This is a genomic window from Pedobacter sp. AC464 (assembly GCF_979253075.1).
In genome coordinates, this window is sequence record NZ_CEEDBV010000001.1 from 1,866,080 (window position 1) to 1,889,365 (window position 23,286).

Annotated in this window: 21 protein-coding genes; 10 read left to right on the forward strand and 11 right to left on the reverse strand. The window is 39.3% G+C overall.

The window, feature by feature from the left end; genetic code table 11:
- Window positions 1–13: 13 nt before the first annotated feature.
- From AC0IWT_RS08015 to AC0IWT_RS08025, 3 genes are all read right to left on the reverse strand, one after another.
- Complete coding sequence (locus AC0IWT_RS08015; RefSeq protein ID WP_471796748.1) at window positions 14–901, reverse strand: flavin reductase family protein; 888 nt, start codon at window positions 899–901, stop codon at window positions 14–16.
- 1 nt (window position 902) lies between these two features.
- The gene (locus AC0IWT_RS08020; protein WP_471796749.1) at window positions 903–1,898 is read right to left on the reverse strand and encodes a fumarylacetoacetate hydrolase family protein; all 996 of its coding nucleotides are present in this window, start codon (window positions 1,896–1,898) and stop codon (window positions 903–905) included.
- A gap of 65 nt (window positions 1,899–1,963) precedes the next feature.
- Entirely contained in the window at window positions 1,964–2,419 is a 456-nt protein-coding gene (locus AC0IWT_RS08025; protein WP_471796750.1) for a hypothetical protein, read from the reverse strand.
- A gap of 271 nt (window positions 2,420–2,690) precedes the next feature.
- Here AC0IWT_RS08025 and AC0IWT_RS08030 point away from each other — a divergent pair, with 271 nt between their 5' ends.
- Complete coding sequence (locus AC0IWT_RS08030; protein WP_471796751.1) at window positions 2,691–3,857, forward strand: homogentisate 1,2-dioxygenase; 1,167 nt, start codon at window positions 2,691–2,693, stop codon at window positions 3,855–3,857.
- Window positions 3,858–3,946: 89 nt separating this feature from the next.
- Window positions 3,947–5,077 (forward strand): 4-hydroxyphenylpyruvate dioxygenase, encoded by a 1,131-nt coding sequence (gene hppD, locus AC0IWT_RS08035; RefSeq protein ID WP_471796752.1) that lies wholly within the window; start codon window positions 3,947–3,949, stop codon window positions 5,075–5,077.
- A 137-nt stretch (window positions 5,078–5,214) separates the two neighbouring features.
- Here the strand turns inward: hppD and AC0IWT_RS08040 are convergent, their stop codons facing one another.
- The 8 genes from AC0IWT_RS08040 to AC0IWT_RS08075 all read right to left on the reverse strand — a co-directional run bounded on the left by AC0IWT_RS08040 (window position 5,215) and on the right by AC0IWT_RS08075 (window position 16,654).
- Entirely contained in the window at window positions 5,215–6,951 is a 1,737-nt protein-coding gene (locus AC0IWT_RS08040; protein WP_471796753.1) for a thiamine pyrophosphate-dependent enzyme, read from the reverse strand.
- 329 nt (window positions 6,952–7,280) lie between these two features.
- The gene (locus tag AC0IWT_RS08045) at window positions 7,281–7,799 is read right to left on the reverse strand and encodes a DsbA family protein (protein WP_471796754.1); all 519 of its coding nucleotides are present in this window, start codon (window positions 7,797–7,799) and stop codon (window positions 7,281–7,283) included.
- A 2-nt stretch (window positions 7,800–7,801) separates the two neighbouring features.
- Window positions 7,802–8,263, reverse strand: coding sequence for a redoxin domain-containing protein (locus tag AC0IWT_RS08050; protein ID WP_471796755.1), 462 nt, complete (start codon window positions 8,261–8,263; stop codon window positions 7,802–7,804).
- A 75-nt stretch (window positions 8,264–8,338) separates the two neighbouring features.
- Window positions 8,339–9,256, reverse strand: a complete 918-nt coding sequence (locus AC0IWT_RS08055; RefSeq protein ID WP_471796756.1) for a DUF58 domain-containing protein — start codon at window positions 9,254–9,256, stop codon at window positions 8,339–8,341.
- 261 nt (window positions 9,257–9,517) lie between these two features.
- Window positions 9,518–10,726, reverse strand: coding sequence for a PQQ-dependent sugar dehydrogenase (locus AC0IWT_RS08060; RefSeq protein ID WP_471796757.1), 1,209 nt, complete (start codon window positions 10,724–10,726; stop codon window positions 9,518–9,520).
- Window positions 10,727–10,842: 116 nt separating this feature from the next.
- Window positions 10,843–11,163 carry a thioredoxin gene (gene trxA / locus AC0IWT_RS08065; RefSeq protein WP_056871761.1) on the reverse strand — a complete coding sequence of 107 codons (321 nt, stop codon included), beginning with the start codon at window positions 11,161–11,163 and terminating at the stop codon, window positions 10,843–10,845.
- Window positions 11,164–11,339: 176 nt separating this feature from the next.
- On the reverse strand, window positions 11,340–15,773 hold the full coding sequence (dnaE, locus tag AC0IWT_RS08070; protein WP_471796758.1) for a DNA polymerase III subunit alpha: 4,434 nt from the start codon (window positions 15,771–15,773) through the stop codon (window positions 11,340–11,342).
- 428 nt (window positions 15,774–16,201) lie between these two features.
- Window positions 16,202–16,654: a lipocalin family protein gene (locus AC0IWT_RS08075; protein WP_471796759.1), complete on the reverse strand. Its 453-nt coding sequence runs from the start codon at window positions 16,652–16,654 to the stop codon at window positions 16,202–16,204.
- Between the two features lie 276 nt (window positions 16,655–16,930).
- On the opposite strand from AC0IWT_RS08075, the gene mdh reads away from it, so the two are divergent.
- From mdh to AC0IWT_RS08115, 8 genes are all read left to right on the forward strand, one after another.
- Window positions 16,931–17,869 (forward strand): malate dehydrogenase, encoded by a 939-nt coding sequence (mdh, locus tag AC0IWT_RS08080; protein ID WP_471796760.1) that lies wholly within the window; start codon window positions 16,931–16,933, stop codon window positions 17,867–17,869.
- A complete protein-coding gene (locus AC0IWT_RS08085; protein WP_471796761.1) occupies window positions 17,870–18,295 on the forward strand; it encodes an aspartyl protease family protein in 426 nt (141 codons plus the stop codon). It begins immediately after the preceding gene.
- 84 nt (window positions 18,296–18,379) lie between these two features.
- Window positions 18,380–18,775, forward strand: coding sequence for a group III truncated hemoglobin (locus AC0IWT_RS08090; protein ID WP_056871269.1), 396 nt, complete (start codon window positions 18,380–18,382; stop codon window positions 18,773–18,775).
- Between the two features lie 58 nt (window positions 18,776–18,833).
- Entirely contained in the window at window positions 18,834–19,373 is a 540-nt protein-coding gene (locus tag AC0IWT_RS08095; protein ID WP_471796762.1) for an SRPBCC family protein, read from the forward strand.
- Between the two features lie 151 nt (window positions 19,374–19,524).
- Complete coding sequence (locus tag AC0IWT_RS08100; RefSeq protein ID WP_471796763.1) at window positions 19,525–20,202, forward strand: response regulator transcription factor; 678 nt, start codon at window positions 19,525–19,527, stop codon at window positions 20,200–20,202.
- Window positions 20,202–21,554, forward strand: coding sequence for a sensor histidine kinase (locus AC0IWT_RS08105; protein WP_056871272.1), 1,353 nt, complete (start codon window positions 20,202–20,204; stop codon window positions 21,552–21,554). The genes AC0IWT_RS08100 and AC0IWT_RS08105 overlap by 1 nt, the downstream gene beginning before the upstream one ends.
- 180 nt (window positions 21,555–21,734) lie before the next feature.
- The gene (locus tag AC0IWT_RS08110) at window positions 21,735–22,229 is read left to right on the forward strand and encodes a hypothetical protein (protein WP_471796764.1); all 495 of its coding nucleotides are present in this window, start codon (window positions 21,735–21,737) and stop codon (window positions 22,227–22,229) included.
- Window positions 22,230–22,255: 26 nt separating this feature from the next.
- The gene (locus AC0IWT_RS08115; RefSeq protein WP_056871274.1) at window positions 22,256–23,182 is read left to right on the forward strand and encodes a bestrophin family protein; all 927 of its coding nucleotides are present in this window, start codon (window positions 22,256–22,258) and stop codon (window positions 23,180–23,182) included.
- Window positions 23,183–23,286 lie beyond the last annotated feature (104 nt).

Below are 23,286 nucleotides of genomic sequence, written 5' to 3' on the forward strand. Positions count from 1 at the left end.
TGTTTTCGTAAATTTACAGTAATACAATTTTTAGTGCAAGTTCTACCTCTCCCTGTTTTAAAGCGCCTTTTGCAAGTTCATGTAATTCTCTTTCCCTGTTTGTTGCATCACCTATTGTAGCGTCTAAAATCTCTTTCACATCAGCTAACTGACTTACTGCGTCAATGTCATCTTCTGTAGGAAGCATTTCTACATTGCCCAGCATCCCTAAGTCATTTCCGGTTAACACTTTGGAAAACCGTACCGACCTGGGCAAATTATCTACTCCAATACCCAGTTTAGATAAAGGCTTTGCAACTTTAAAAAGATTGTCTTTTGTTACCCTGCAATACCAGTCGCCACCTAAACGTGCGACTAAATCAATTTTTTGCTGATCAATTTTTCCGCTTTCATCAAGAATATCTTCCTTGATGTGGATTAGCTTTACTTCTGCCAAAATTAAATTACCGGCACCATTGGTATCGCCTAATGAAATCACTTCATTTATTAAACACTCCATCTGTACAGGTGCCTCTGCAACTCTTGGCGGTGAAACCATATCCGACTTAAGCATTGTAAAGCCCGCCTTTTCAAACTCATTTACACCCTTAGCATATTCAGTACTGGCTAAGCTCATTTGCTGTACCATATCGTAATTAACAATGTTAATTACACATTCCTTTACCTGAAGAACATTTTCAAGTGTATGTTTAGTAGTATTATCGCGAACACGCCTTGCGGGAGAAAAAACGCAAATTGGCGGCTTGGTACTAAACATGTTAAAGAAACTAAACGGACTCAGATTTATATTTCCTTCCGCATCAATTGTAGAGGCAAAGCAAATTGGCCTCGGCGCAATGGCGTATTGCAAATAATCCTGAAGTTGAACTGCTGATAAATCTTCGGCTTTTAGCGTTGTCATTTTACTTTTTCAAAGCTAAAATAGAAAAGTCTGTTTCGGCCTTTGTTATGGTATTGGTTAGCGCACCTAAGCCTGTTATTTCCATTTCTACCACATCCCCCGGTTGCAGCCACTGCGTTTTGTAATTTGGGTCGTTTAATAAACCGGTTCCATTTAACTCCAAAAAGCAACCTGTACCAACCGTACCAGAACCTATCACGTCGCCGGGAAGGATGTCTACTCCGTAGGCACAGCGTTCTATAATTTCGGCAAAAGTCCAATCCATATCCGCAGCATTTCCTTTGGAAACTTCAATACCATTAACCCGGCAAGTCATTTTTAAATCGTAAGCATTACCTGTATGCCCGTTTTTTGGTGCAACTTTGTATTGTTCGAGTTCATCTGGTGTAACTAGCCACGGACCAATTACTGTAGAAAAATCTTTTCCTTTAGCTGGCCCCAGGTTTAAAAGCATTTCTTCCATTTGCAATGTTCTGGCGCTCATATCGTTCATAACCATGTAACCGGCAATGTATTCATCAGCGTTTGCGGCCTTTACGTTTCTCCCCTTTTTTCCAATAACAATTGCAAGCTCGAGTTCGAAATCCAGCTTTTCAAAATGATCGGGCATACACTCAATTTCACCTGTTCCCTGTATGGCATTATGGTTGGTGAAATAAAAAATCGGGTATTCATCAAATTGAGGAATCATATCTACTTTCCTGTTTCTACGAGCCGCAGCTACATGTTGCCTGAAGGCATAACCATCTCTGCAGCTTGTTGGGTGCGGAACCGGAGCAAGGATTTCATAAAAAATCTCTTCTTTAGCCTCAAGCGCTCCGTTTTTGATTTCGTTGTCTACTTTTTTAGCCCGTTCCATCAACACCTCTCCGCCCTGAAGAAATTCGTTCATTGTATCAGGAAGCAACTTATCACAACTGTTTAAATTATAAATATGGCCGTTTATGAAAACGCCAAGATGCTCTCGGTCTTCAGTTTTATAGGATACTAATTTCATATAATTTGGTTAAAATACCGGGTAAAGCTAGTGATTTAGGGCAGCAATTAAAAAGCAAATATCGATTATTTGAGGACCGTAAATTTTTGTAAGTCTGCCTTTATGGAAGGGAAATCTTTTGCCTGAAGCTCTTTGTAAAATCTTTTATTTGCAAAAAGCTCACCCACAACCAGGCCAGCGCAAACACTCAATGGCACGCCAATAATTATGATTACGGCCGTTTCTAGCGCATTTGGATTATCAATTGCGAGGGCGGCGGTGGCAGCAGCCGCAGCAATGGCAACAGGAGCAACAATCGCACGTCTGTGAATAAAAAGCCTATCGATATCGGCTGCATCTATCCCAACGGTGTCTGCATTTTTTTTAATTACTATAAGCCTTGTATCTTCTGCGGCGTAAAAAAATCCACGATGTCGTTTTCCACTATGTTCGATAACTTTAACTTTATATTTCCACTTTTTTTGTGCAGAAACTGTGCATGAAATCAAAATGCAAATCAAGAGACTTAAAACAAATTTCATAATAAAGCTTTTGGGGTTGCTTTAAATATAAACAAATTTTAAGTTCAAAATAAAATCATTACTTTAGCAACATCAAAACATGATTTTAAAAGCATTACATATAACCCTTGTAAACGATGCAATTGCTGCACGCCGTTACAAAATGCTATCGAAATTAATCATGGCCCAATATTCTCTTTAATCTTTTCTGCATTCTTTACTTAGTTGAAACGCATTAGCTTTTCGATTGTTTATTCTGAAGATTTTTCTTTCTAACCATAAAATAATTATTATGCCTGTTTATCATAAATTGGGGCAAATTCCTGCAAAGCGGCACACGGTTTTCCGTAAGCCCGATGGTAATTTATATGCAGAAGAACTGGTATCAACCGAGGGGTTTTCCAGCCTTTACTCGCTTGTTTACCATTGTCATCCCCCAACAATTGTAAAGCATTTGGGCGAACCTTACAGTGTAGAGCCAAAAATTGCCCGTGAGAAGCACCTAAAACATACAAGTTTAATTGGCTTTAAAATAAAGCCCGAGGACGATTATCTAAAAAGCCGTAAACCTGTTTTGGTAAACAGTGATTTGCATATCGTGCTAGCGGCGCCGAGAAAATCTATGACAGATTATTTCTACAAAAACAGCCAGGCTGATGAAATGATTTTTGTACACGAAGGCTCTGGCAAGCTAAAAACCGGCTTCGGCGAGATTAGATTTGCGTATGGCGATTACCTGATTATTCCAAGAGGGACGATTTATCAGCTCGAATTTGATACAGAAGAGAACCGTTTATTCATTGTAGAAAGTTTTAGTCCGCTAAGACCCCCAAAAAGATATTTAAATCAGTTTGGGCAATTGATGGAACATTCGCCTTATTGCGAAAGGGATTTACGGTTGCCCGAAAACCTGCAAACGCATGATGAATATGGAGATTTTAAGGTTTTAATTAAAAAACAAGGTTTGATCTATCCATACACTTATGGTACACATCCTTTTGATTATGTGGGCTGGGATGGTTATCATTATCCTTATGCATTCTCTATACACGATTTTGAACCAATAACTGGTCGCCTGCACCAGCCGCCACCAGTACACCAAACCTTCGAAGGGCATAATTTCGTTGTCTGTTCATTCGTTCCCCGCAAGTATGATTACCATCCTGATTCGATTCCTGCTCCGTATAACCACAGCAATGTAGACAGCGATGAGGTTCTTTATTATGTAGATGGCGATTTTATGAGTAGGAAAGGTGTAGTTAAAGGGCAAATCACTTTACATCCCGGTGGTATTCCACACGGCCCACATCCCGGTACGGTAGAAAAATCAATTGGAAAGGAAAAAACCGATGAACTTGCAGTAATGATCGACCCTTTTAAACCATTAATGCTTACGCAGGATGCTTTAGATATTGAAGATGAAAACTACCACAAAAGCTGGCAAATAAATGTAGAATAATGCAGGTTCGCTGCAATTGCGCAGTAAATCACTTTTGAAAACGAACGAAACATCTTTATACACGATATTAATTACCTGATACAACAAAAATGGAAACACTAACATTTGCAGAAAAAATATCCAAGGCACAGGATTTCTTGCCAATTAACGGAACGGACTATATTGAATTTTATGTGGGCAATGCAAAACAAGCTGCTCACTACTATAAAACAGCCTTTGGCTTTCAGAGCTTGGCCTATGCCGGGCCGGAAACTGGTTTGCGAGACAGGGCATCATATGTACTTCAACAAGGCAAAATCAGATTGATTCTTACAACGGCGCTAAAATCAGACCATCCGATTTCTGAGCATGTTAAAAAACATGGCGACGGTGTTAAAGTTTTGGCGCTTTGGGTTGATGATGCTTATAATGCCTTTGAGGAAACGACAAAACGTGGTGCAAAGCCATACATGGAACCGAAAACGTTAACGGACGAGAACGGCGAAGTGAAAATGAGTGGAATATACACTTATGGTGAAACCGTACACATGTTTATCGAGAGAAAAAATTACAATGGCACCTTCATGCCAGGTTTCAGGGATTGGGAAAGTGATTACAAACCGGCCGACGCAGGGCTTTTGTATATTGACCATTGCGTAGGAAATGTTGGCTGGAACAGAATGAATGAAGCCGTTAAGTGGTATGAAGAAGTGATGGGATTTGTAAATATTCTATCTTTCGATGATAAACAAATTAACACGGAATATTCTGCATTGATGAGTAAGGTAATGAGCAACGGAAATGGATTCTCAAAATTTCCCATTAATGAACCTGCCGAAGGTAAAAAGAAATCGCAGATTGAAGAGTACCTGGAATATTATGAAGGGGAAGGCGTGCAGCATATTGCCGTTGCAACAAAGGATATTGTCAAAACCGTAAAAGAATTAAAATCACGGGGTGTCGAATTTTTAAGTGCCCCACCCGAAGCGTATTATGATATGATGCCACAACGTGTTGGACAAATTGATGAGGAAATAAAAATTCTTGAAGGCCTTGGAATTCTTGTAGACTGCGATGAAGAAGGCTATCTGCTTCAGATTTTTACGAAACCGATTGAAGACAGGCCAACGTTGTTTTTCGAAATCATTCAGCGTAAAGGGGCCCAAAGTTTCGGTGCCGGAAATTTTAAAGCCTTATTCGAATCTTTAGAACGTGAGCAAGAACTGAGAGGGAATTTGTAGCTAGATTATTTATTCCTTTTAAAAAAAATCGTCATTGCCAGGTGTGACTCAACTATCTCAGTTAGCATTCTTATAAAACAAAAATGCTTGAAGATAATTGCAAACCTCGCAATGACGAATAATATTGCAGATAAATTTTATAACACCTCTCCCAAATGTTTGTAGTTTGACTTGATCGTATCGAATACTTCCGACATTTTACCACCCAACATTAACTTTGCCATCGATTCTGTCATCCCTTTAACCTGCGCCCATTCAATTTTAGGCGGCATTGCCAGGGCATTAGGATTCGTTAAGATGTTTAACAAAACTGGTCCTTCGGTAACAAATGCATTGGCAATTGCGTTTTCAACTTCTTCAGGTTTGGAAACGGTAATCCCCGTGAAACCCATGGCCTGCGCAACCAAACCAAAGTCGGGGTTAACCATATCCGTTTCGCTGTCTGGCAAACCATCAACCTCCATCTCCAACTTAACCATACCTAAAGCACGGTTATTGAAAACGATAAGTTTTATCGGCAGATTATACTGTTTTATCGTGGCTAAATCGCCTAATAACATCGATAATCCACCGTCGCCGCATAAAGCAATTACCTGCCTTTCGGGATGTGCTAATGCCGCACCAATAGCCATTGGCATTGCATTTGCCATAGAACCATGGTTAAATGAACCGAGCATATTCCGTTCGCCGGTGCCATCAATAAATCTTGCTCCCCAAACACAGCACATCCCGGTATCTACCGTAAAAATTGCGTCGCTTTTGGCTAAACGATTAATGGTAGCAGCAACAAATTCTGGCTGAATTCTGTTTTCTTCACCTTTATCATTAACATACACCTGCTGGTGTTCCTTTACCTTACTGTAAAACTCGAGCTGAGCTTTGAGGAAGCCATCATCTTTCCTCTCTTCAATAAATGGCAATAAAGCCTTGATGGAATCGGCAATATTGCCACACAAGCCTTGTGTAAGTTTCGCCCTTCTGCCTAAGCGTTCCGGACTTTCATCTATCTGTACTATTTTATTTTTTACAGGCATGAAATTTACGTAGGGAAAATCGGTGCCTAAAAGCAAAACCACATCAGCTTCATGCATGGCATGGTAACCAGATGGCTGGCCGAGCAGGCCCGTCATGCCAACTTCATATGGATTGTTATATTGAATACTCATTTTACCACGAAATGAAAACCCTACAGGCGCCTTCAATTTCGCCGCAAGCTGAATCACCTCATCATGAGCTTGTGCCGCCCCAATACCACAGTAAAGCATTATTTTTTTCTCCGAATTTAAAAGTTGGGCTAATTCGGAGAGTTCCGCATCAGCTGGCCTTATAATTGGTGCGTTTCTAAAGAGCTGCATCGAAGTTATGCTTTCAACTGCATCGAGTTCGGCAACGTCGCCCGGCAAACCAAAAACGGCAACTCCTTTCTTATGTACCGCATGCTGAATTGCCGTTTGCAGCATACGTGGTGCTTGTGCTGCCGTTGTTGCTACCTGATTATAGTAACTACAATCATCAAATAACTTAATCGTGTTGGTTTCCTGAAAAAATTCGGTTCCAAACTCTGTAGTTGGTATGGTGGATGCTATTGCGATTACGGGTACGTGAGAGCGATGCGCATCGTATAAGCCGTTTATTAAATGTACGTGCCCTGGTCCGCAGCTGCCTGCGCAACATGCAATGCCATCAAGCTCGGCTTCGGCAGCGGCCGCAAAGGCACCTGCTTCTTCGTTTCGTACATGTATCCATTTTATTTTACCATTCCGTCTTACCGCGTCGTTAAAATAATTCAGGCTATCACCTGTAACGGCGTAAATTCTTTTTACCCCGGCTTCTACAAGCATTTCTACCAGTTGTTCTGCAACATTTTTACTCATGGAAAAACTTTTAAATTAATATTTAATCGGCATGATTAAATGATACTGTAGTAATAAAGGATTGTGCAATATTGTTTCATAATGCGGGCTAAATAATTAGCCCAGGCAATATTTCCGCTTCCAAAGTGCCAAAGAAAAATCATGCACTAAAATAAAATACGAATGGCAGGTTTCTTCACTAAAACTTCATAATTGAAGTGCACCTTTGAACTAACAAAACACAAGAAGCGATTTCCGTTTTGTTAAATTCTAAAAACTCATAATTAGTTTTTTAGTTTTCCGGTTACCCTTATCTGATACCTCATGTATTGCAAAATACATGAGGTTTTTTATTCTGCGCTTTCTTTAAGCATTTGATACAAATCCATTACGCCGCCATCAAACTTTGTTCCGTCTACGTAAAATGATGGTGTTCCGTTTACGCCGCTTCTAACACCGCTTTCAAAATCGCTGTCTACTTTCTGCTTTATTTCTTCCGATTGCGAATCTTTTTCAAATTTCTCTAAATCTAAGCCAATTGTTTCTGCCAACTCAGTAAAAATATCTTCGGCAAGCCGATGCTGATTGTCGTAAAGGGCATCGTGCATTTCCCAGAATTTACCCTGTACTGCCGCGGCTTCGGCAGCTAAGGCTGCCGGAAAGGCAAACGGATGAGCTTCCTGAAGGGGGAAATTCCGGAATGCAAAACTTATCTGATCGCCAAAAGTTTCCTGAATTTCTTTAACAATTGGATATGCATCGCCACAATAAGGGCATTCATAATCGCCAAACTCAACAATCTCGACGGTTGCTGATTCCGAGCCCTGGATGTGATCTTTATCTGATAAGGATGGTTTTAATGTGCTCATGTTTATTTGTTTTTAATTTCTTCTAATGCATCTAAAATTCCATCGGCACCCGGATTTACGGCCGTTGGTGATAGATAGCTCCAGGCAATTTCACCTTCTTTATCAATTACAAACAAGGCACGTTTACTTTCACCGGTTTCTTCGTCATAAACACCGTAGGCTTTTGACACCTCGCCTTTCGGTTCAAAATCGGCAAGTAAAGGAAAGTGCAATTTCCTATCTCCAGAAAAGGCAAGATGACACCATACGCTATCGACAGAAATGCCGAGAATTTGTGCATCGTATTTACTAAAGTATTTAAGCATTTCGTTATAAAGAGCCATCTGGTCGCTGCAAACCGGGCTCCAATCTGCCGGATAGAAGGCTAAAATTACATTCTTACCTTTAAAGTCTTTCAATTTTATTTTTTGGTCGGGAGTCGCATTCAATTCAAAATTTGGTGCTTTAGAGCCTTTTTCTAACATCGTTTGAAGTTTAAAAATTTATACAACTATTTTAACGTTTCTAATTAGCAGTTGTTTGTATGGCAACCTAAAATACTAACCTAACTTCTGTCTTTTAATTAAATAAGACTGCAGTATAGGATAAAACCCTTCATTTATGTCGGCATCAATTAGGTCTATTTTGTATTGGGCGCATCTCAATGCCGTTTGTTGGCGATAGTCTGCAACTGCAGCTGTATAATTTTCTTTCACCTGGCTGGTATGCACTTTTATCATTTCACCTGTTTCCATATCAATAAACTGGTAAGGACGGTTTTCAAAATCAAAATCTACTTCTTTTGATTTATCAACAACATTAAAAACGACCACTTCATGTTTATTGAATTTCAAATGTTGCAAAGCGTCAAAAAATTCATCGGTTTTAGCTTTGGTTGTTTGGGTATTAAATAAATCGCTAAAAATTACAACCAGCGATCTTTTATGAATCAGATCTGCAACCTGATGTAAAGCTTCACTTAAATTTGTTTGTGCATTTACTTTAGGTTTGTCGAGTAAATCTTCGAGCTGCATAAACAGATATTTCTGATGGACAGTTGTTGATTTGGCGGGCGAATTAAGCAAGAGCTCGTCGGTAAATAAACTTAGTCCGAAAGCATCACGCTGTTTTTTCAACAAATACATCAATGATGCAACAGCCTGGATTGAAAAGGTAAGTTTGTTGTTTTTTGGTTCGGGGAAGTACATCGAAGAGGAGACATCGATAACAAACTGACAGCGCAAATTGGTTTCTTCTTCAAACCTTTTGCTATACAATTTATCGGTTTTGGCATATAACTTCCAATCAATATTCTTCACATTGTCACCATTGTTATATTGACGATGTTCTGCAAATTCTACTGAAAAACCATGAAACGGACTTTTATGCAAACCAGTGATAAAACCCTCTACAACCTGCTGGGCAAGCAATTCCAGGTTACCGTAACTTGTTTCATTTTCGTATTTCACTGCTTGCATATCGTAAAGCTAAAAATTTATCCACTCAATCTTTATCATTAAGAGACTTTTTTCTAATTTACGGAAGCAACTGAATACTAATGAATAAAAAAAACAATTTTTTAACAGATTGGATAACTTTTACCAAATCTGAGATTAGGAATTAAATATTTCGGCGCTTTATTACGGTTCACCGAAGTTAACCCCGAGAAAAACAAGTCTGTTCTCGAAGGAAACAATTAGTTAAAAAGCCGAATTCAATATTGAATTCGGCTTTTTAAATTATTTCTTAGCTATTTTATACAATTTTCCATTATCGGTAACAGTGTAAAGTGCTCCGTCTTTTTCTACCATGTCCCGGAAACGCTCACCCATTCCTTCGAGCAACCGCTCTTCGCCAACAACTTTATTATCTTTAATTACCAAACGAATAATGTGTGAACCACCTAAGCCTCCAACAAATAAGTTACCTTTCCATTCGGCAATGGCCGAACCATTGTAAAAAGCGATACAACCTGGTGAAATACTCGGATTCCAGAAATAAACCGGCTGCTCCATCCCCTCTTTTTGTTGGATACCATCGCCAACTTTTTGTCCGCTATACTCCGTACCATAGGTAATTACCGGCCAGCCATAATTCTTCCCCGGTTTAATGATGTTAACCTCATCGCCACCTTTAGGGCCAAATTCAGCTTCCCACAAATCACCTGTTTGCGGATTTATCGCCAAACCATCGGGGTTACGCAAACCCAAGGCGTAAATTTCTGATCTTGCATCTGCTTTACCCGCAAATGGTCCGTTAGGAACAGGTTTGCCATCTTTTGTTAAATGGAGAATTTTCCCTAATGATGAATTTAAGTATTGCGCCTGCATTCTGATATCACTTCCCGAACGCTCACCGGTACTTACAAAAAGGTTCCCATTTTTATCAAAAACAATTCTGGAGCCATATTGTAATTTACCAGTATAAGATGGTGTTGCCCTGTAAATTACAGTTTGATTTTCTAATGCGGTTTCACTTGCCGATAATTTGCCTTTAGCAATGGCCAGCAGGACACCTTTATCCTGAGGTTCTGAATATGCATAATAAACCATTCTATTTTTTGCAAAATCAGGATCTAAGGTAACATCAAGCAATCCGCCTTGTCCGGATGGATCTACTTTCGGCAGGCCAGCTATCGTTTTACTGAGTTTACCATCGGCGGTAAGTATAACCATTGTACCACGTTTTTGGGTAATTAGAAATCCGCCATTTGGCAGCACAGAAATTGCCCAGGGGTTTTCAAGTTTATCATTTAAAACGGAAACGTCAATTGCTGTTTTCGATTTTACGCCTGCAATCCGGGTTTGACCTTCAAATGCAGGTTTATAATCAGCCGAAGGCTTATTTGTTTCAACAGGGCTTTGAGCAGAAACAGGGTTGGCAAAGGCTAAACTCATTGATAATCCTGCCAGTGCAACACCTAATGTTTTGTTATTTAATAGGTTCATAAAGATGATTGAGTTTTTCAATAAAGGAACAAAAATATTCTTGCATAAAAAAACCCGGAACAAACAAATGAATCCGGGTTTTAAATATGTTACAAGCCTCTCGGCTATATTTTAAATTAAGCTAATTGCTTATTTAATTTTTCTGCTAAGATAGATTTAGGCACAGCTCCAACCTGTTTGTCAACAACCTGTCCATCTTTAAAATACAGTAAAGCAGGGATGTTACGAATACCAAATTGCATCGAAATTTGAGGGTTATTATCTACGTTAACTTTACCAACGATAGCCTTACCATCATATTCTTTCGCAATCTCTTCTACTACAGGACCAACCATGCGACAAGGGCCACACCATTCTGCCCAAAAATCTACTAATACGGGTTTATCTGATTTTAATACAAGCTCCTCGAAGTTTGCATCTGTGATTTCTAATGCCATAATTATTTTTTTTATGTTCAAATATATGTATTCAATTGTAATGCCAGCTATGGTATCTTGCCAATTTGACATTGCCTTTATAAAGCTTAAATTTTAAGTCCCCATTAGTTAGCACTAAACATTCAGCTTTAAAAAATAGCTAATCTATTTACAAAGCTGCTAAATGATGGTTTAACCTAGTTCAGTTTGTAATTTACAACATTCAATCCTGTTAATTGTTCTAAGAACTTGTTGCTCGGATTAATTTTTAAATTTTTAGAAGGCAAGTCTAACATAATTTGTTTTTCGCTATCGAAAACAGCAAAGTTAAGTTGGCAGTTTTGCTGCTCGGTATTTGCCTTATTGTCTGCTAAAATTTCCTCAATCTGACGCATCAATTCATCGTTAACCCTTTCGATAGGCACCTGAATGGTAAGGCTCTTCGCAAGTTTGTCCCTCAATTCCGACATTAGGTTTATTGAAGTGATTTTGAACTCCCAGTCACCGGCTTTACCAAAGCGCTCGCCTACTCTTCCGCGGATTTGCAGGAAATAACCTTCCGTTAAAAATGATTTAAATTTAAGGAAGTCTTCTCCAAATAAGGCCATTTCGCAGGCGTCATCGTAATCTTCAAAAACGAATGTTCCAAAAGGTTTTCCGTTTTTTGTTATGCGTTGCGATGCAGTAACCACCAATCCGCCGACACAAAGTTCGCGGTTTTGCAACTTAGTAAATTCAGCAAGGATTTCTTCATTGGTATCGCCCATTCTAACTTTGTTGATGATGCTCAGTTGCCTAACGCCGTGTGTGCAGAACTTGTCGAGCTCCAGTTTATAGTTATCAAGCGGGTGACCGGAAAGAAAAATACCAATCGCGTCTTTCTCGTATTTGAGTCTGTCCATTAACGCCCACTCCGGTGAAACTGGCAAGGTAGGTTCCAGAATCATATCCGCTTTCGAACCGCCAAATAATGATGCCTGAGAAGTACTCTCGTTGTTCTGGAAATCGTTTGCGTATTTTATTATTTTCTCGATACCATTCATCTTATCATTTGGGCCGATGTAAAAATACTGAGCTCTATGGCCTCCAAACGCATCGAAAGCGCCGCTGTAAACGAAACTCTCGTAAGCCTTTTTATTTACTATCCTGGTGTTGGAGCGCTTTGCAAAATCATAAACAGAAGCGTAAGGGCCTTTCTCCAAACGTTCTTCGATAATACTCTCCACCGCTTTTTCGCCAACGCCCTTAACAGCCGACATACCAAACCTGACTTCGCCTCTGGCGTTTACGGAGAATTTTAGATCAGATTCGTTAACATCAGGACCTAAAACCACAACACCCATCTGGCGGCACTCTTCCATAAAGAATGCGACCTGCTTAATATCACTCATATTATTTGATAGTACTGCTGCCATATATTCTGCAGGGTAATGCGCTTTCAGGTATGCGGTTTGATAAGCTATCCAGGCATAACAGGTAGAGTGCGATTTATTAAAAGCGTAAGATGCGAACGCCTCCCAATCTTTCCAGATTTTTTCTAAAGTATCCGCAGCGTGTCCTTTCTCTGAAGCCTGTTTAACAAACTTAGGCTTCATTTTATCAAGAACATCTTTCTGTTTTTTACCCATTGCCTTACGCAAAACATCGGCCTCACCTTTGGTAAAACCGGCCAGCTTTTGTGATAGAAGCATTACCTGCTCCTGGTAAACCGTAATCCCGTAGGTTTCTTTTAGATATTCTTCACAGGCATCTAAATCGTATTTTATTTCCTCTTCGCCATTTTTACGCCTAACAAAACTTGGGATATATTCCATCGGTCCGGGGCGGTACAATGCATTCATGGCAATCAAATCGTCGAAAACAGTCGGCTTCAATTCTTTCATGTATTTCTGCATACCCGGACTTTCATACTGAAAAATGCCAATGGTTTCACCACGCTGGAAAAGTTCGTAAGTTAAAACATCATCAATCGGGAAGTTATCCGGATCGAGCAGAATATTATGTCTTTTCTTTACCAGCTTAACGGTATCTTTAATCAGGGTTAGGGTTTTTAATCCCAGGAAATCCATTTTTAATAAGCCGGCACTTTCTACTACAGAGTTATCGAACTGGGTAACATATAAATCAGAATCTTTGGCAGTTGCCACAGGAACAAAGTTGGTAATATCGCTTGGCGTAATAATTACACCACAGGCGTGGATACCAGTATTTCTTAGTGAACCTTCTAAAACCTGCGCCTGCTGAATGGTTTCTGCGCTTAAATCTTTCTGCCCACCCATGGCTTTCAGCTCCTGAACACGCTCATATTCATCCGGCCTCAAAGCATCTTTTAAACTCTTTTCATCGAGATTAAAAATTTTGGCAAGCTTCATGTTTGGGATTAGCTTGGCAATTTTATCGGCTTCAAAAAGTGGCAAATCCAATACCCTTGCCGTATCGCGGATAGATGATTTCGCAGCCATTGTTCCATAGGTAATAATTTGCGCTACCTGGCTGGAGCCATACTTATTAATTACATACTCCATAACCCTGCCCCGGCCTTCATCATCAAAGTCGATATCGATATCGGGCATTGAAACCCGATCAGGATTTAAAAAACGCTCGAAAAGGAGATCGTATTTTATCGGGTCGATGTTCGTTATCCACAGGCAATAAGCAACCACAGAACCTGCGGCCGAGCCACGACCCGGACCAACGGAAACATCTCTTCTACGGGCTTCAGCAATAAAATCCTGAACAATTAAGAAATAACCAGGATAACCCGTTTTTTCAATGGTAGCCAACTCAAAATCCAGCCTTTCAATTACGTCAGTGGTGAGTTCGCCATAACGTTTCTTAGCACCCTCATAAGTAAGGTGGCGGAGAAATTTATTTTCCCCTCTTTTACCGCCATCCGTTTCATCTTCGGTAACCAGAAATTCTTCCGGAATATCAAATTTCGGAAGTAAAACCTCACGGGCAAGTTTGTAGCTTTCAATTTTATCTACAACTTCCTGAATGTTTAAAATCGCTTCAGGCAAATCGGCAAAAAGTGCTTTCATTTCATCAGGCGATTTGAAATAATACTCCTGATTTGGCAATCCATACCGATAACCACGACCCCTACCAATTGGCGTTGCCTGTTTCTCACCATCTTTTACACAAAGTAAAATATCGTGTGCATTTGCATCTTTTTTATTGATGTAATAAGTATTATTTGTGGCAATCAGCTTAACGTCGTGCTTTTTGGCAAGCGCAATCAGGGACGTGTTAACGCGGTCTTCATCTTCCTGATTGTGGCGCATAACTTCAACATAAAAGTCGGCACCAAACTGCGCTTTCCACCAAAGTAAAGCTTCCTCAGCCTGATTTTCGCCCATGTTTAAGAGCTTGTTCGAGATTTCGCCGGAAAGGTTTCCTGATAAAACAATTATATCCTCTTTATATTGCTCAATTACTTGTCTGTCTATCCTTGGAACGTAATAAAAGCCCTTCGTATAAGCTATTGAAGACATTTTTGCAAGGTTGTGGTAACCTTTCTTATTCTTCGCAAGTAATACCATCTGGTAGCCATTATCTTTAGTTGTTCTGTCCAGATGATTATCACAAACAAAAAATTCAACTCCAACTATCGGGGTCATTACAACCTCGGTTGGCCTTTCACCGGCTTCAATTGCGGCTGCATTTTTAGCTTCAGCGGCTTTGTTATGATTTAAAACTGCGTTTACAAAATGAAAGGCGCCCATCATATTCGCATGATCAGTCATGGCTACTGCCGGCATTTTTTGCGCAGCCGCAGCTTTTACTAAATCGGCTATGCTAATTGTACTCTGCAGAACCGAAAACTGTGTGTGATTATGAAGGTGGACAAAGGTTGCGGCAGCCAACTCTTGTTTATTTTCTGCCAGCTCCTGCCTCGATACGCCGCCGCCTTCGGCTTTTTGAAGGCGCTTACGAATTTCATCGGAAGCCGATTTCAAGTTAACATGCGGAATGCCAAAGCTTGGTATAGATGCAGGATTTACTTCCCGGAAACGAGGAAAGTATTCGGCATCAACAAGAAGCTCTTCTTTTTTGAAGACCTCTTTTTTTATAAGTTCCAAAAAACAACGCGTGGTGGCCTCAACATCGGCCGTTGCGTTATGCGCTTCGTTAAAAGGAACGCCAAAGAGGTACGCGTGTAACTCAGTTAGCGTTGGCAACTTAAACTTCCCGCCCCTGCCACCCGGAAGCTTCAGCAACTCTGCCGTTACTTCCGTACAGGTATCCAGAACAGGCATTTCTGCCATCCTGTTCGCGATACCAAAACGGTGAAATTCGCAACCCATGATGTTTACATCGAAACCAACATTCTGGCCAACTATGAATTTTGACTTCGATAAGGCAATGTTGAATTTTTCTAAAACTTCGGCAAGTGATATCCCCTGTTCATCAGCCAATTCAGTAGAGATTCCGTGGATTCGCTCAGCATCATACGGTATGTTAAACCCCTCAGGCTTAACTAAGTAATCCTGATGTTCAACCATCCTTCCCATCTCATCGTGTAGCTGCCATGCAATTTGAATACAACGTGGCCAATTATCGGTATCGGTAATTGGAGCGTTGTAATTACGTGGCAAGCCCGTAGTTTCAGTATCAAAAATTAAGTACATATGTTGCTTTAAAGAATTAGCCGCTGCAGAATATTAACGGTTTTTCAAAAATAGCGAATTAGACGATTGATGTTGTCAGTATTTTATCAACAAAAATCCAGGATTTTGTGCTGGCTAAACGATGCTTTATAGTGTAATTTGTCATGCTTGTTTAAAAATCAGTAGAGTGGAAATCAGTAGAAAACATCGCCCTAGACACTTCTTACAATACTGACCGGAATGGCAACTATCATCAGCAAATTATACCTGATGTCCATCTGCCAAAAAACGGCAATTTCGATGATTTAATTTCCAACAAAAACATTCAGGAAACCATAAAATTCTTCAACAATTAAATTATTGCCAAGTCATGTTGATTGTAATTTACAACCTCGATTACCTGTGCCGTCAACTTAAATTCAGACCGCAAAATCGAATTGTCAGCTTATTTAAAAATGTTCCTGACTAACCAGCTCGCTCACATTATAACCCTTCTCACGGCATCTTTCTATAATATGAACCAATAAATCTGCCTCCATTTTCGGTTGTCGGGCCATAATAAAAAGATATTTCTCGTCGGGATGACCGACAACAACATAACTATAATCTTCAGCCAATTCTATAATCCAGTAACCAATTTTAAACGGCCATAAAAACTGCGCTTTCATGTCGCCATCTGGCTTACCTTCGTCGAAAAATAATTTCGAGGTAATGGATTGTTCTTCCGGCTTCCCTTCTTTGTGATACGTAGTGTAAACATCAAAGTGATCACCCTCCTGCAAAGTATAAGTTTCTGTTGTTTGTCGCCAGTTCTTATCCATCAAAGTCGGAATTGAGTATAACGAATACCATTTTCCTTCAAAAGAACGGTAGTCTACATTTGATAACGGTTTGTTTTCCATATTAATTTCTTTTAAATCAAACCAAAAATGCCTTATAAGGTTTTACCACAGCCAATTCTATTCCTATTTGGCGTACAATAGCCCCATATTTTTATTGAGGTAAATTTTTGTCGATTGACGAATTATCCAGGCTTCAAAAATCAAATTTGGCTGGCAATTTGTACCACAGTACGAACCCTTTCAAATACTTGATAAAGTTTTGAAAAGGATTTTTAAACCTTATATTTATTTATACCTTCGATTGGTAATTAACAGCAAACCATAAATTTAAAATATATGAAAGTAACGGTTGTAGGAGCAGGCGCTGTAGGCGCAACTTGTGCAGATAACATTGCACGCAAGGAACTAGCCAACGAGCTTGTATTATTAGACATTAAAGAAGGTTTTGCCGAAGGTAAAGCCATAGATATGATGCAAACTGCGACTCTTTTAGGATTTGATACCAAAATTACAGGCGTAACTAATGATTACAGCAAAACTGCCGGTTCTGATGTAGTCGTGATTACCTCGGGCTTGCCCCGTAAACCAGGGATGACCCGTGAAGAACTTATCGGCATAAATGCCGGCATTGTTAAAGGTGTTGCTGAAAATATACTTAAATATTCTCCTGAAACCATCATAATTGTAATAAGCAACCCGATGGACACAATGACCTATCTGGCGCTAAAATCTTTAGCATTACCTAAAAACCGAATTATTGGTATGGGTGGCACTTTGGATAGTTCGCGCTTCAAATTTTACCTTTCTCAGGCACTAAATTGCAACCCAGGCGATTTGCAAGGCTTTGTGATTGGCGGACATGGCGATACAACCATGATTCCATTAACCAGACTTGCTACTTACCAAAGTTTACCGGTAAGCAATTTACTAGATAAAGCTACGCTTGATAAAGTTGCAGCTGATACCATGGTGGGCGGTGCAACGTTAACCGGCCTAATCGGCACATCTGCCTGGTATGCCCCGGGCGCAGCCGGCGCTGCATTAGTTGAAGCCATTTTGCGTGATGAAAAGAAATTGTTTACTTGTTGCGTTTCTTTGGAAGGTGAATATGGCCAAAGCGATATCTGTTTAGGCGTACCGGTAATAATCGGAAGAAATGGCTGGGAGAAAATTATCGATTTTAAATTAACTGAGGATGAACAGGCGGCATTCAACAAAAGTGCCGATGCAGTTAGAAACATGAACAGCGTTTTATCAGACATGAACCTGGTTTAAATGAAGTCGATTTCCATCCCTTTAAAACTTATAAATTTACAAGACGACGGTTTCCACCTTTTGGTGGAAATTGTTGTTTTTAAAGAAAAACATTTCGCCGTTTTAGATACCGGTGCATCACGAAGCGTTTTCGACAAAGGGCTTATTGAAAAACATCTTTCAGAAACGCTTCATGTTTCTGATGAGATAAATGCAGCAACTTTGTTCACAACCACCACAACCATTCAGGCTACAATTCCATCACTGAAGATTGGCTCCTTGAAGATAAAGGATTACGAAACCGTTGCCTTTGATTTACAATCCGTAAGTGAAACGTATCAACAATTTGGCCACCCGCCAATCGCAAGCATTATTGGCGGCGATATTTTGATTAAATATAAAGCGGTAATTAATTATGATAAACTAAGGCTGAAGCTAGTGAAATAGCGTTGTGCCATGTATTTTCATTTTTTAAGTTCCTTTTTTGATGCAAATACCCGAAATTTAACCTCACTAAGAACCGGCTATTAGATGAAGAAAGACATACAGACACGCGAAGATTTAATTTTGTTGGTTGATACCTTCTACCAGAAAATACAGGAAAACAAAAGGATTGGTCCAATTTTTACCGACATCGCAAAAGTTGACTGGACTCACCACTTGCCTAAAATGTACGACTTTTGGGAAAGCGTACTGTTTGGCAACGCCACATACAAAGGTAATCCTATGCTAACACATTTCGAACTTCGTGATAAAGCGACGCTGAAAACTGACGAATTCGACATCTGGAAAAATATTTTCTTCGAAACCGTTGATGATTTATTTAAAGGAGACAACGCCGAAAGCATAAAGGAAAAGGCAAAGTCCATAGCCGATTTGATGAATTTTAAGTTAAACCCGCCTAAACCGAGAATAAATATTATTTAACATCAATTTTGATTTATAAGGTTTCTTTTTAAATTTAATTAACCAAACTAATCAAATTATGAAAGTATTAAAAGTTTTATTCGGAATTATTGTCGTCCTGGCTATAATTATTATCGTGGGCGGCTTATTCCTTCCGAAGACCTATTCGGTAAACAGATCTGTAGTTATCAATGCGCCAGACAGCGTCATCTACAAAAACGTAGCCAATTTTAAGGAATTCTACAAATGGAATCCCTGGGCAAAAATGGAACCGACAGCGAAAACAACCTTTTCGGGAACACCTCAGCAGCGAGGCCATATCTACGAATGGAAAGGAAAAGAAATGGGCGCTGGCGAAATGAAAATTTTAAAGGTTGAACCCAATAAGCAGGTTGATATCGATTTATTTTTCAGGGAACCTTTTGAAAGTCATGCCGACACGAAATTTGATATTGCGCCAGATGGAAGTGGCAATAAGGTAACCTGGACTATGAGTGGCGACCAAAATTTAATAAGCAAATGGATGTGTGTTTTTATGGGTGGGATGGATAAAATGATAGGAAAAGACTTTGAAAGTGGCCTGGCAAGCCTTAAAGAAAAATCAGAAAAAGGCAATTAGTACCTTTTAAAAAAGCTCCTCAAAATTTGAGGAGCTTTTTTGCGTGCCGGGTCCAAAAACAATTATCCCGCTAATTACGTTAAACCAACACCCTATTTTAAATTAAAAATTACATTTTGATTTTAACGTTTTATTAGATATTTGCCACAAGATGAATTTATTACTGGTAGAAGATGAACCAAGTGTTGTTTCAGTGGTTTCGAGGGGCTTAACCGATGAAGGTTTTACAGTTAGTATTGCTCCAGATGGTTCCATTGGAAAGCAAATGGCATTAGAAAACCAATTTGATTTAATAATTCTGGACATTATGTTGCCGGGAATTAATGGCCTGGAACTCTGCAAAATCATAAAAGAACAAAAACCAACTACGCCCATTATAATGCTTACGGCGCTAGGCTCTACCGAAAATGTAGTTAATGGCCTAGATAATGGTGCCGATGATTACCTGATAAAGCCATTTAAATTTGCCGAACTTTTTGCCAGGATAAGAACGCTGCTGCGGAGATATAGCGGAACGGTATCGCTCGACCAGATAATTTCCATTGCAGATTTACAAATTAACCTGAGCGCCAAAACCGTGAAAAGAAATCAGGAAGATATTATGCTTACTGCTACCGAGTACAGGCTGCTGGAGTATATGGCAAAAAACAAATCGAAAATATTGTCGCGTATTGATATTTTAGAAAGCGTGTGGGACATCGATTTCAACCTTGGCACCAACGTAGTTGATGTTTACGTGAATTATTTAAGAAAGAAAATTGATAAAAACTCAGATCAGAAACTCATTCATACAGCTGTTGGTTTAGGCTACGTTTTGAAGGAAAGATAATGGAGATAGCAAAAAAAATAACCCTATTGTTCGCAATTTTATCTGCTGTTATAATTTCATTGCTGAGTGGATTTGTTTGGTATTTTTCTAACGAATTTGCTTTCGAAGATTTTTACAAACGCCTGGAAGCAAGGGTTAACATTGCCGCTCAATTAAAACTTTACGAAGATGACAACAACAGCGTTTATGCGAAAATGCGTAATCAATATCTGGAGCGTTTACCTTCAGAAAGAGAATACATCATCGAAGCGGGCAAACCCGAAATAAAAGCCGATATCGTTTTACCGAAAAGTTTCTACAACCGGATTAATTCAGGCTTAATGGCCAGGTACCGCGTCGACAATCATTTCTACGCCGGTAAATTCTTTAAAAATAAAAAAAGTGGCTACATCGTGGTGGTCTCCGCTAACGACCCATTTGGGTTCCGCGAATTGAAAGACTTACAGAAAATTCTGATAATCGGCTTCTTCCTTTCTGTAATTTTATCATTTGTGGTTGGCTGGAAATTTTCCAACTACATGTTGATGCCTCTTAGAAATATAATAAAAAGTGTTAAGCGGATTAAAGCAGAAAACCTTCATTTAAGGCTGGATGTTAAAAAAGGCAGTGATGAAATGTCTCAACTGGCAGAAACATTTAACAACATGCTTAACCGGCTTGAAACTGCTTTCGAAACACAAAATAATTTCATCAGCAATGCTTCTCATGAGCTAAGAACGCCACTTACAATTATAAGCGGCGAGGTAGAACTGGCAATGAAAGCTAAAGATGACTCGGAAAAACAGCACAAAGCTTTATCAAAAATTCAGGACGAAGCAGAAAGACTGGAACATATTTTAACAAGTCTTTTAGGTTTGGCACAATCCGGCTTCAACGGAAAAAATCAACCCCGAGAAAAAGTTAGGATGGATGAACTGCTTTGGGAAATTAAAGATTCTGTAAATCAGGTTCACCCTAACAGCAGGATAGAAATCAACTTCCTTAATTTGCCGGAAGATGAAGAACAGTTAACCCTGCAAGTAAATAAAAACTTAATTAAGCTCGCAATTACCAACATTGTAAGCAATGCCTGCAAATATTCAAACTATAAGCCGGTAAATATTATTTTGGAAAGCAAATCGAATATACTCTCTATCGCCGTTGTCGACCAGGGAATTGGTATTCCGGAATCAGACGTGCAACACATTTTTGAGCCTTTCTACCGTGCATCAAACACCAACCAATTTAAAGGTTATGGCGTTGGCTTACCACTATCTTTGAACATCATCCGCTTGCATCGTGGTAGTATTGCCATCAAATCTCAGGAAGGAATTGGTACGGAAATTAAGGTTATTTTACCAATTATGGGTTAGATGCGTATTGGTTCGGTCGTTATTGGAACTCCTTTTTTATCGCTCATCAACTTAAAAGCTCAATCACAACCAAAATATTTGAAATTCTAATCTCGTTTTAATCTCATTCTTATTTCGCTGTAATAACACCGGCTTAAACTTGTATAAATAATTAATCGATTCATTTAAACAAGATGTGCCATGAGAACAGTATTAATTCCAACCGACTTTAATTTGAATAGCCTAGCCATACTCGAAGCATTGGTAAAGCAAAAGGCAGAAAAGATGAACATAATTTTTGTACATGCCTTCAAGTTATCCGATTCTATTACAGATATGCTCATGCTTAGCCGCCGCAGCCGTGATTACGAAAATGTGAGCGATGATTTTTACAATACCATCAATCAGTTTAAAACTAAATACCCGGCACAAATAAATTGCATCGGTATCGAATACTTTTATGGAAGTACAGTTGCTGCATTCAAAAATTTTCTCGAAGCGTTTGATGTTGATTACATCGCATACCTCAAAAATTACAATTTCAAACCAATTAACAAATACAGCATCGACCCGAAATTTTTAACAGAACGCTCTGGCTGCGAGGTGCTTTTTTTAAATGCTTTAACGGTTCATAATTCTGAAAACTTAATCGAAACCAAGATTCAGGAAGTTCAGTTACAAGAGTCGAATGCCTAATTTTTCAAACTAAAAAAATTTATATCATGCTGTTACGAAATAATATTCCGCTCACCTATATATTTGGGAAAATAAAGAAAGAACTGCTTTTTGTTATCGCCTATTCGGTGGGCATTGTAGTGCTTTATCAAAATTTTCATGTTACCCGTATTTCCATTCCGGTAGCAGTACCGGCATTATTGGGTACAATAATTTCTCTTCTGTTAGCATTTCGTTCTAACCAGGCGTACGATAGATGGTGGGAAGCAAGAACACTGTGGGGCGCAATTGTTAACGACTCCAGATCTATTGCCCGCCAGATATTGTCGTTCGTAGAAAACCCTTACGGGCAGGAAGAAATCGAAACTTTTAAAGAACGTTTCATTAAACGCCAAATTGCATGGTGCTATGCCTTAAGCCAGTCGCTGAGGGGCTTTAACCCAAGAAAAGGCCTGGAAGAATATTTAACGCAGGAGGAATTTGCGTTTATCAAAAAACGTAAAAATGTTACTGCCAGCTTGCTCGAGTTGCATGGAATGGATTTAAAAAGAGCCTTACAGGAAGGTTGGATAAACAAATATCAGCAGATAGAAATCGACCGGATTATTTGCGGGTTATGTAACCACATGGGCGGATCTGAACGAATTAAAAATACCGTTTTTCCGGTTACGTATAGCAAATACATCAGTATGTCTATCCATTTATTTATCGTTTTGTTGCCTTTTGGCCTAATAGAATACTTTGGCTACATGGAGATTCCTTTGGTTGTTGCAATTGCTGCTTTCTTTTTATTGGTCGAAAAAATGGCCGTTCACCTTCAGGATCCTTTTGAAAATAAGCCAACGGATACGCCGACAACTACAATTTGTAGAACAATTGAAAGAGATTTGTGCCAGATGTTGGATGATAATAAAATTTACGAGGACAAACCTCAAACCGAATTAGCGCCTGTGGGCTCTTATTACATTCTATAGTTTCTATAGATTTTTAGTTGTAGTCCTTCTTTGGACTGGTTAGTTAATGTATCGGGGCGCATGCTGGATGGGATGTGCGTTGATGGCAAATTTGATGATTGACT

What these genes read in the sequence shown, in the direction of transcription:
- AC0IWT_RS08090 (WP_056871269.1), top strand. Translation starts at nt 18,380, where the DNA reads ATGAAGAAAGACATACAGACACGCGAAGATTTAATTTTGTTGGTTGAT.
- dnaE (WP_471796758.1), bottom strand. Translation starts at nt 15,773, where the DNA reads ATGTACTTAATTTTTGATACTGAAACTACGGGCTTGCCACGTAATTAC.
- AC0IWT_RS08030 (WP_471796751.1), top strand. Translation starts at nt 2,691, where the DNA reads ATGCCTGTTTATCATAAATTGGGGCAAATTCCTGCAAAGCGGCACACG.
- AC0IWT_RS08015 (WP_471796748.1), bottom strand. Translation starts at nt 901, where the DNA reads ATGACAACGCTAAAAGCCGAAGATTTATCAGCAGTTCAACTTCAGGAT.
- AC0IWT_RS08055 (WP_471796756.1), bottom strand. Translation starts at nt 9,256, where the DNA reads ATGCAAGCAGTGAAATACGAAAATGAAACAAGTTACGGTAACCTGGAA.
- AC0IWT_RS08105 (WP_056871272.1), top strand. Translation starts at nt 20,202, where the DNA reads ATGGAGATAGCAAAAAAAATAACCCTATTGTTCGCAATTTTATCTGCT.
- mdh (WP_471796760.1), top strand. Translation starts at nt 16,931, where the DNA reads ATGAAAGTAACGGTTGTAGGAGCAGGCGCTGTAGGCGCAACTTGTGCA.
- AC0IWT_RS08110 (WP_471796764.1), top strand. Translation starts at nt 21,735, where the DNA reads ATGAGAACAGTATTAATTCCAACCGACTTTAATTTGAATAGCCTAGCC.
- AC0IWT_RS08115 (WP_056871274.1), top strand. Translation starts at nt 22,256, where the DNA reads ATGCTGTTACGAAATAATATTCCGCTCACCTATATATTTGGGAAAATA.
- AC0IWT_RS08085 (WP_471796761.1), top strand. Translation starts at nt 17,870, where the DNA reads ATGAAGTCGATTTCCATCCCTTTAAAACTTATAAATTTACAAGACGAC.
- AC0IWT_RS08100 (WP_471796763.1), top strand. Translation starts at nt 19,525, where the DNA reads ATGAATTTATTACTGGTAGAAGATGAACCAAGTGTTGTTTCAGTGGTT.
- AC0IWT_RS08025 (WP_471796750.1), bottom strand. Translation starts at nt 2,419, where the DNA reads ATGAAATTTGTTTTAAGTCTCTTGATTTGCATTTTGATTTCATGCACA.
- AC0IWT_RS08095 (WP_471796762.1), top strand. Translation starts at nt 18,834, where the DNA reads ATGAAAGTATTAAAAGTTTTATTCGGAATTATTGTCGTCCTGGCTATA.
- AC0IWT_RS08060 (WP_471796757.1), bottom strand. Translation starts at nt 10,726, where the DNA reads ATGAACCTATTAAATAACAAAACATTAGGTGTTGCACTGGCAGGATTA.
- AC0IWT_RS08040 (WP_471796753.1), bottom strand. Translation starts at nt 6,951, where the DNA reads ATGAGTAAAAATGTTGCAGAACAACTGGTAGAAATGCTTGTAGAAGCC.
- AC0IWT_RS08075 (WP_471796759.1), bottom strand. Translation starts at nt 16,654, where the DNA reads ATGGAAAACAAACCGTTATCAAATGTAGACTACCGTTCTTTTGAAGGA.
- AC0IWT_RS08050 (WP_471796755.1), bottom strand. Translation starts at nt 8,263, where the DNA reads ATGTTAGAAAAAGGCTCTAAAGCACCAAATTTTGAATTGAATGCGACT.
- trxA (WP_056871761.1), bottom strand. Translation starts at nt 11,163, where the DNA reads ATGGCATTAGAAATCACAGATGCAAACTTCGAGGAGCTTGTATTAAAA.
- AC0IWT_RS08020 (WP_471796749.1), bottom strand. Translation starts at nt 1,898, where the DNA reads ATGAAATTAGTATCCTATAAAACTGAAGACCGAGAGCATCTTGGCGTT.
- hppD (WP_471796752.1), top strand. Translation starts at nt 3,947, where the DNA reads ATGGAAACACTAACATTTGCAGAAAAAATATCCAAGGCACAGGATTTC.
- AC0IWT_RS08045 (WP_471796754.1), bottom strand. Translation starts at nt 7,799, where the DNA reads ATGAGCACATTAAAACCATCCTTATCAGATAAAGATCACATCCAGGGC.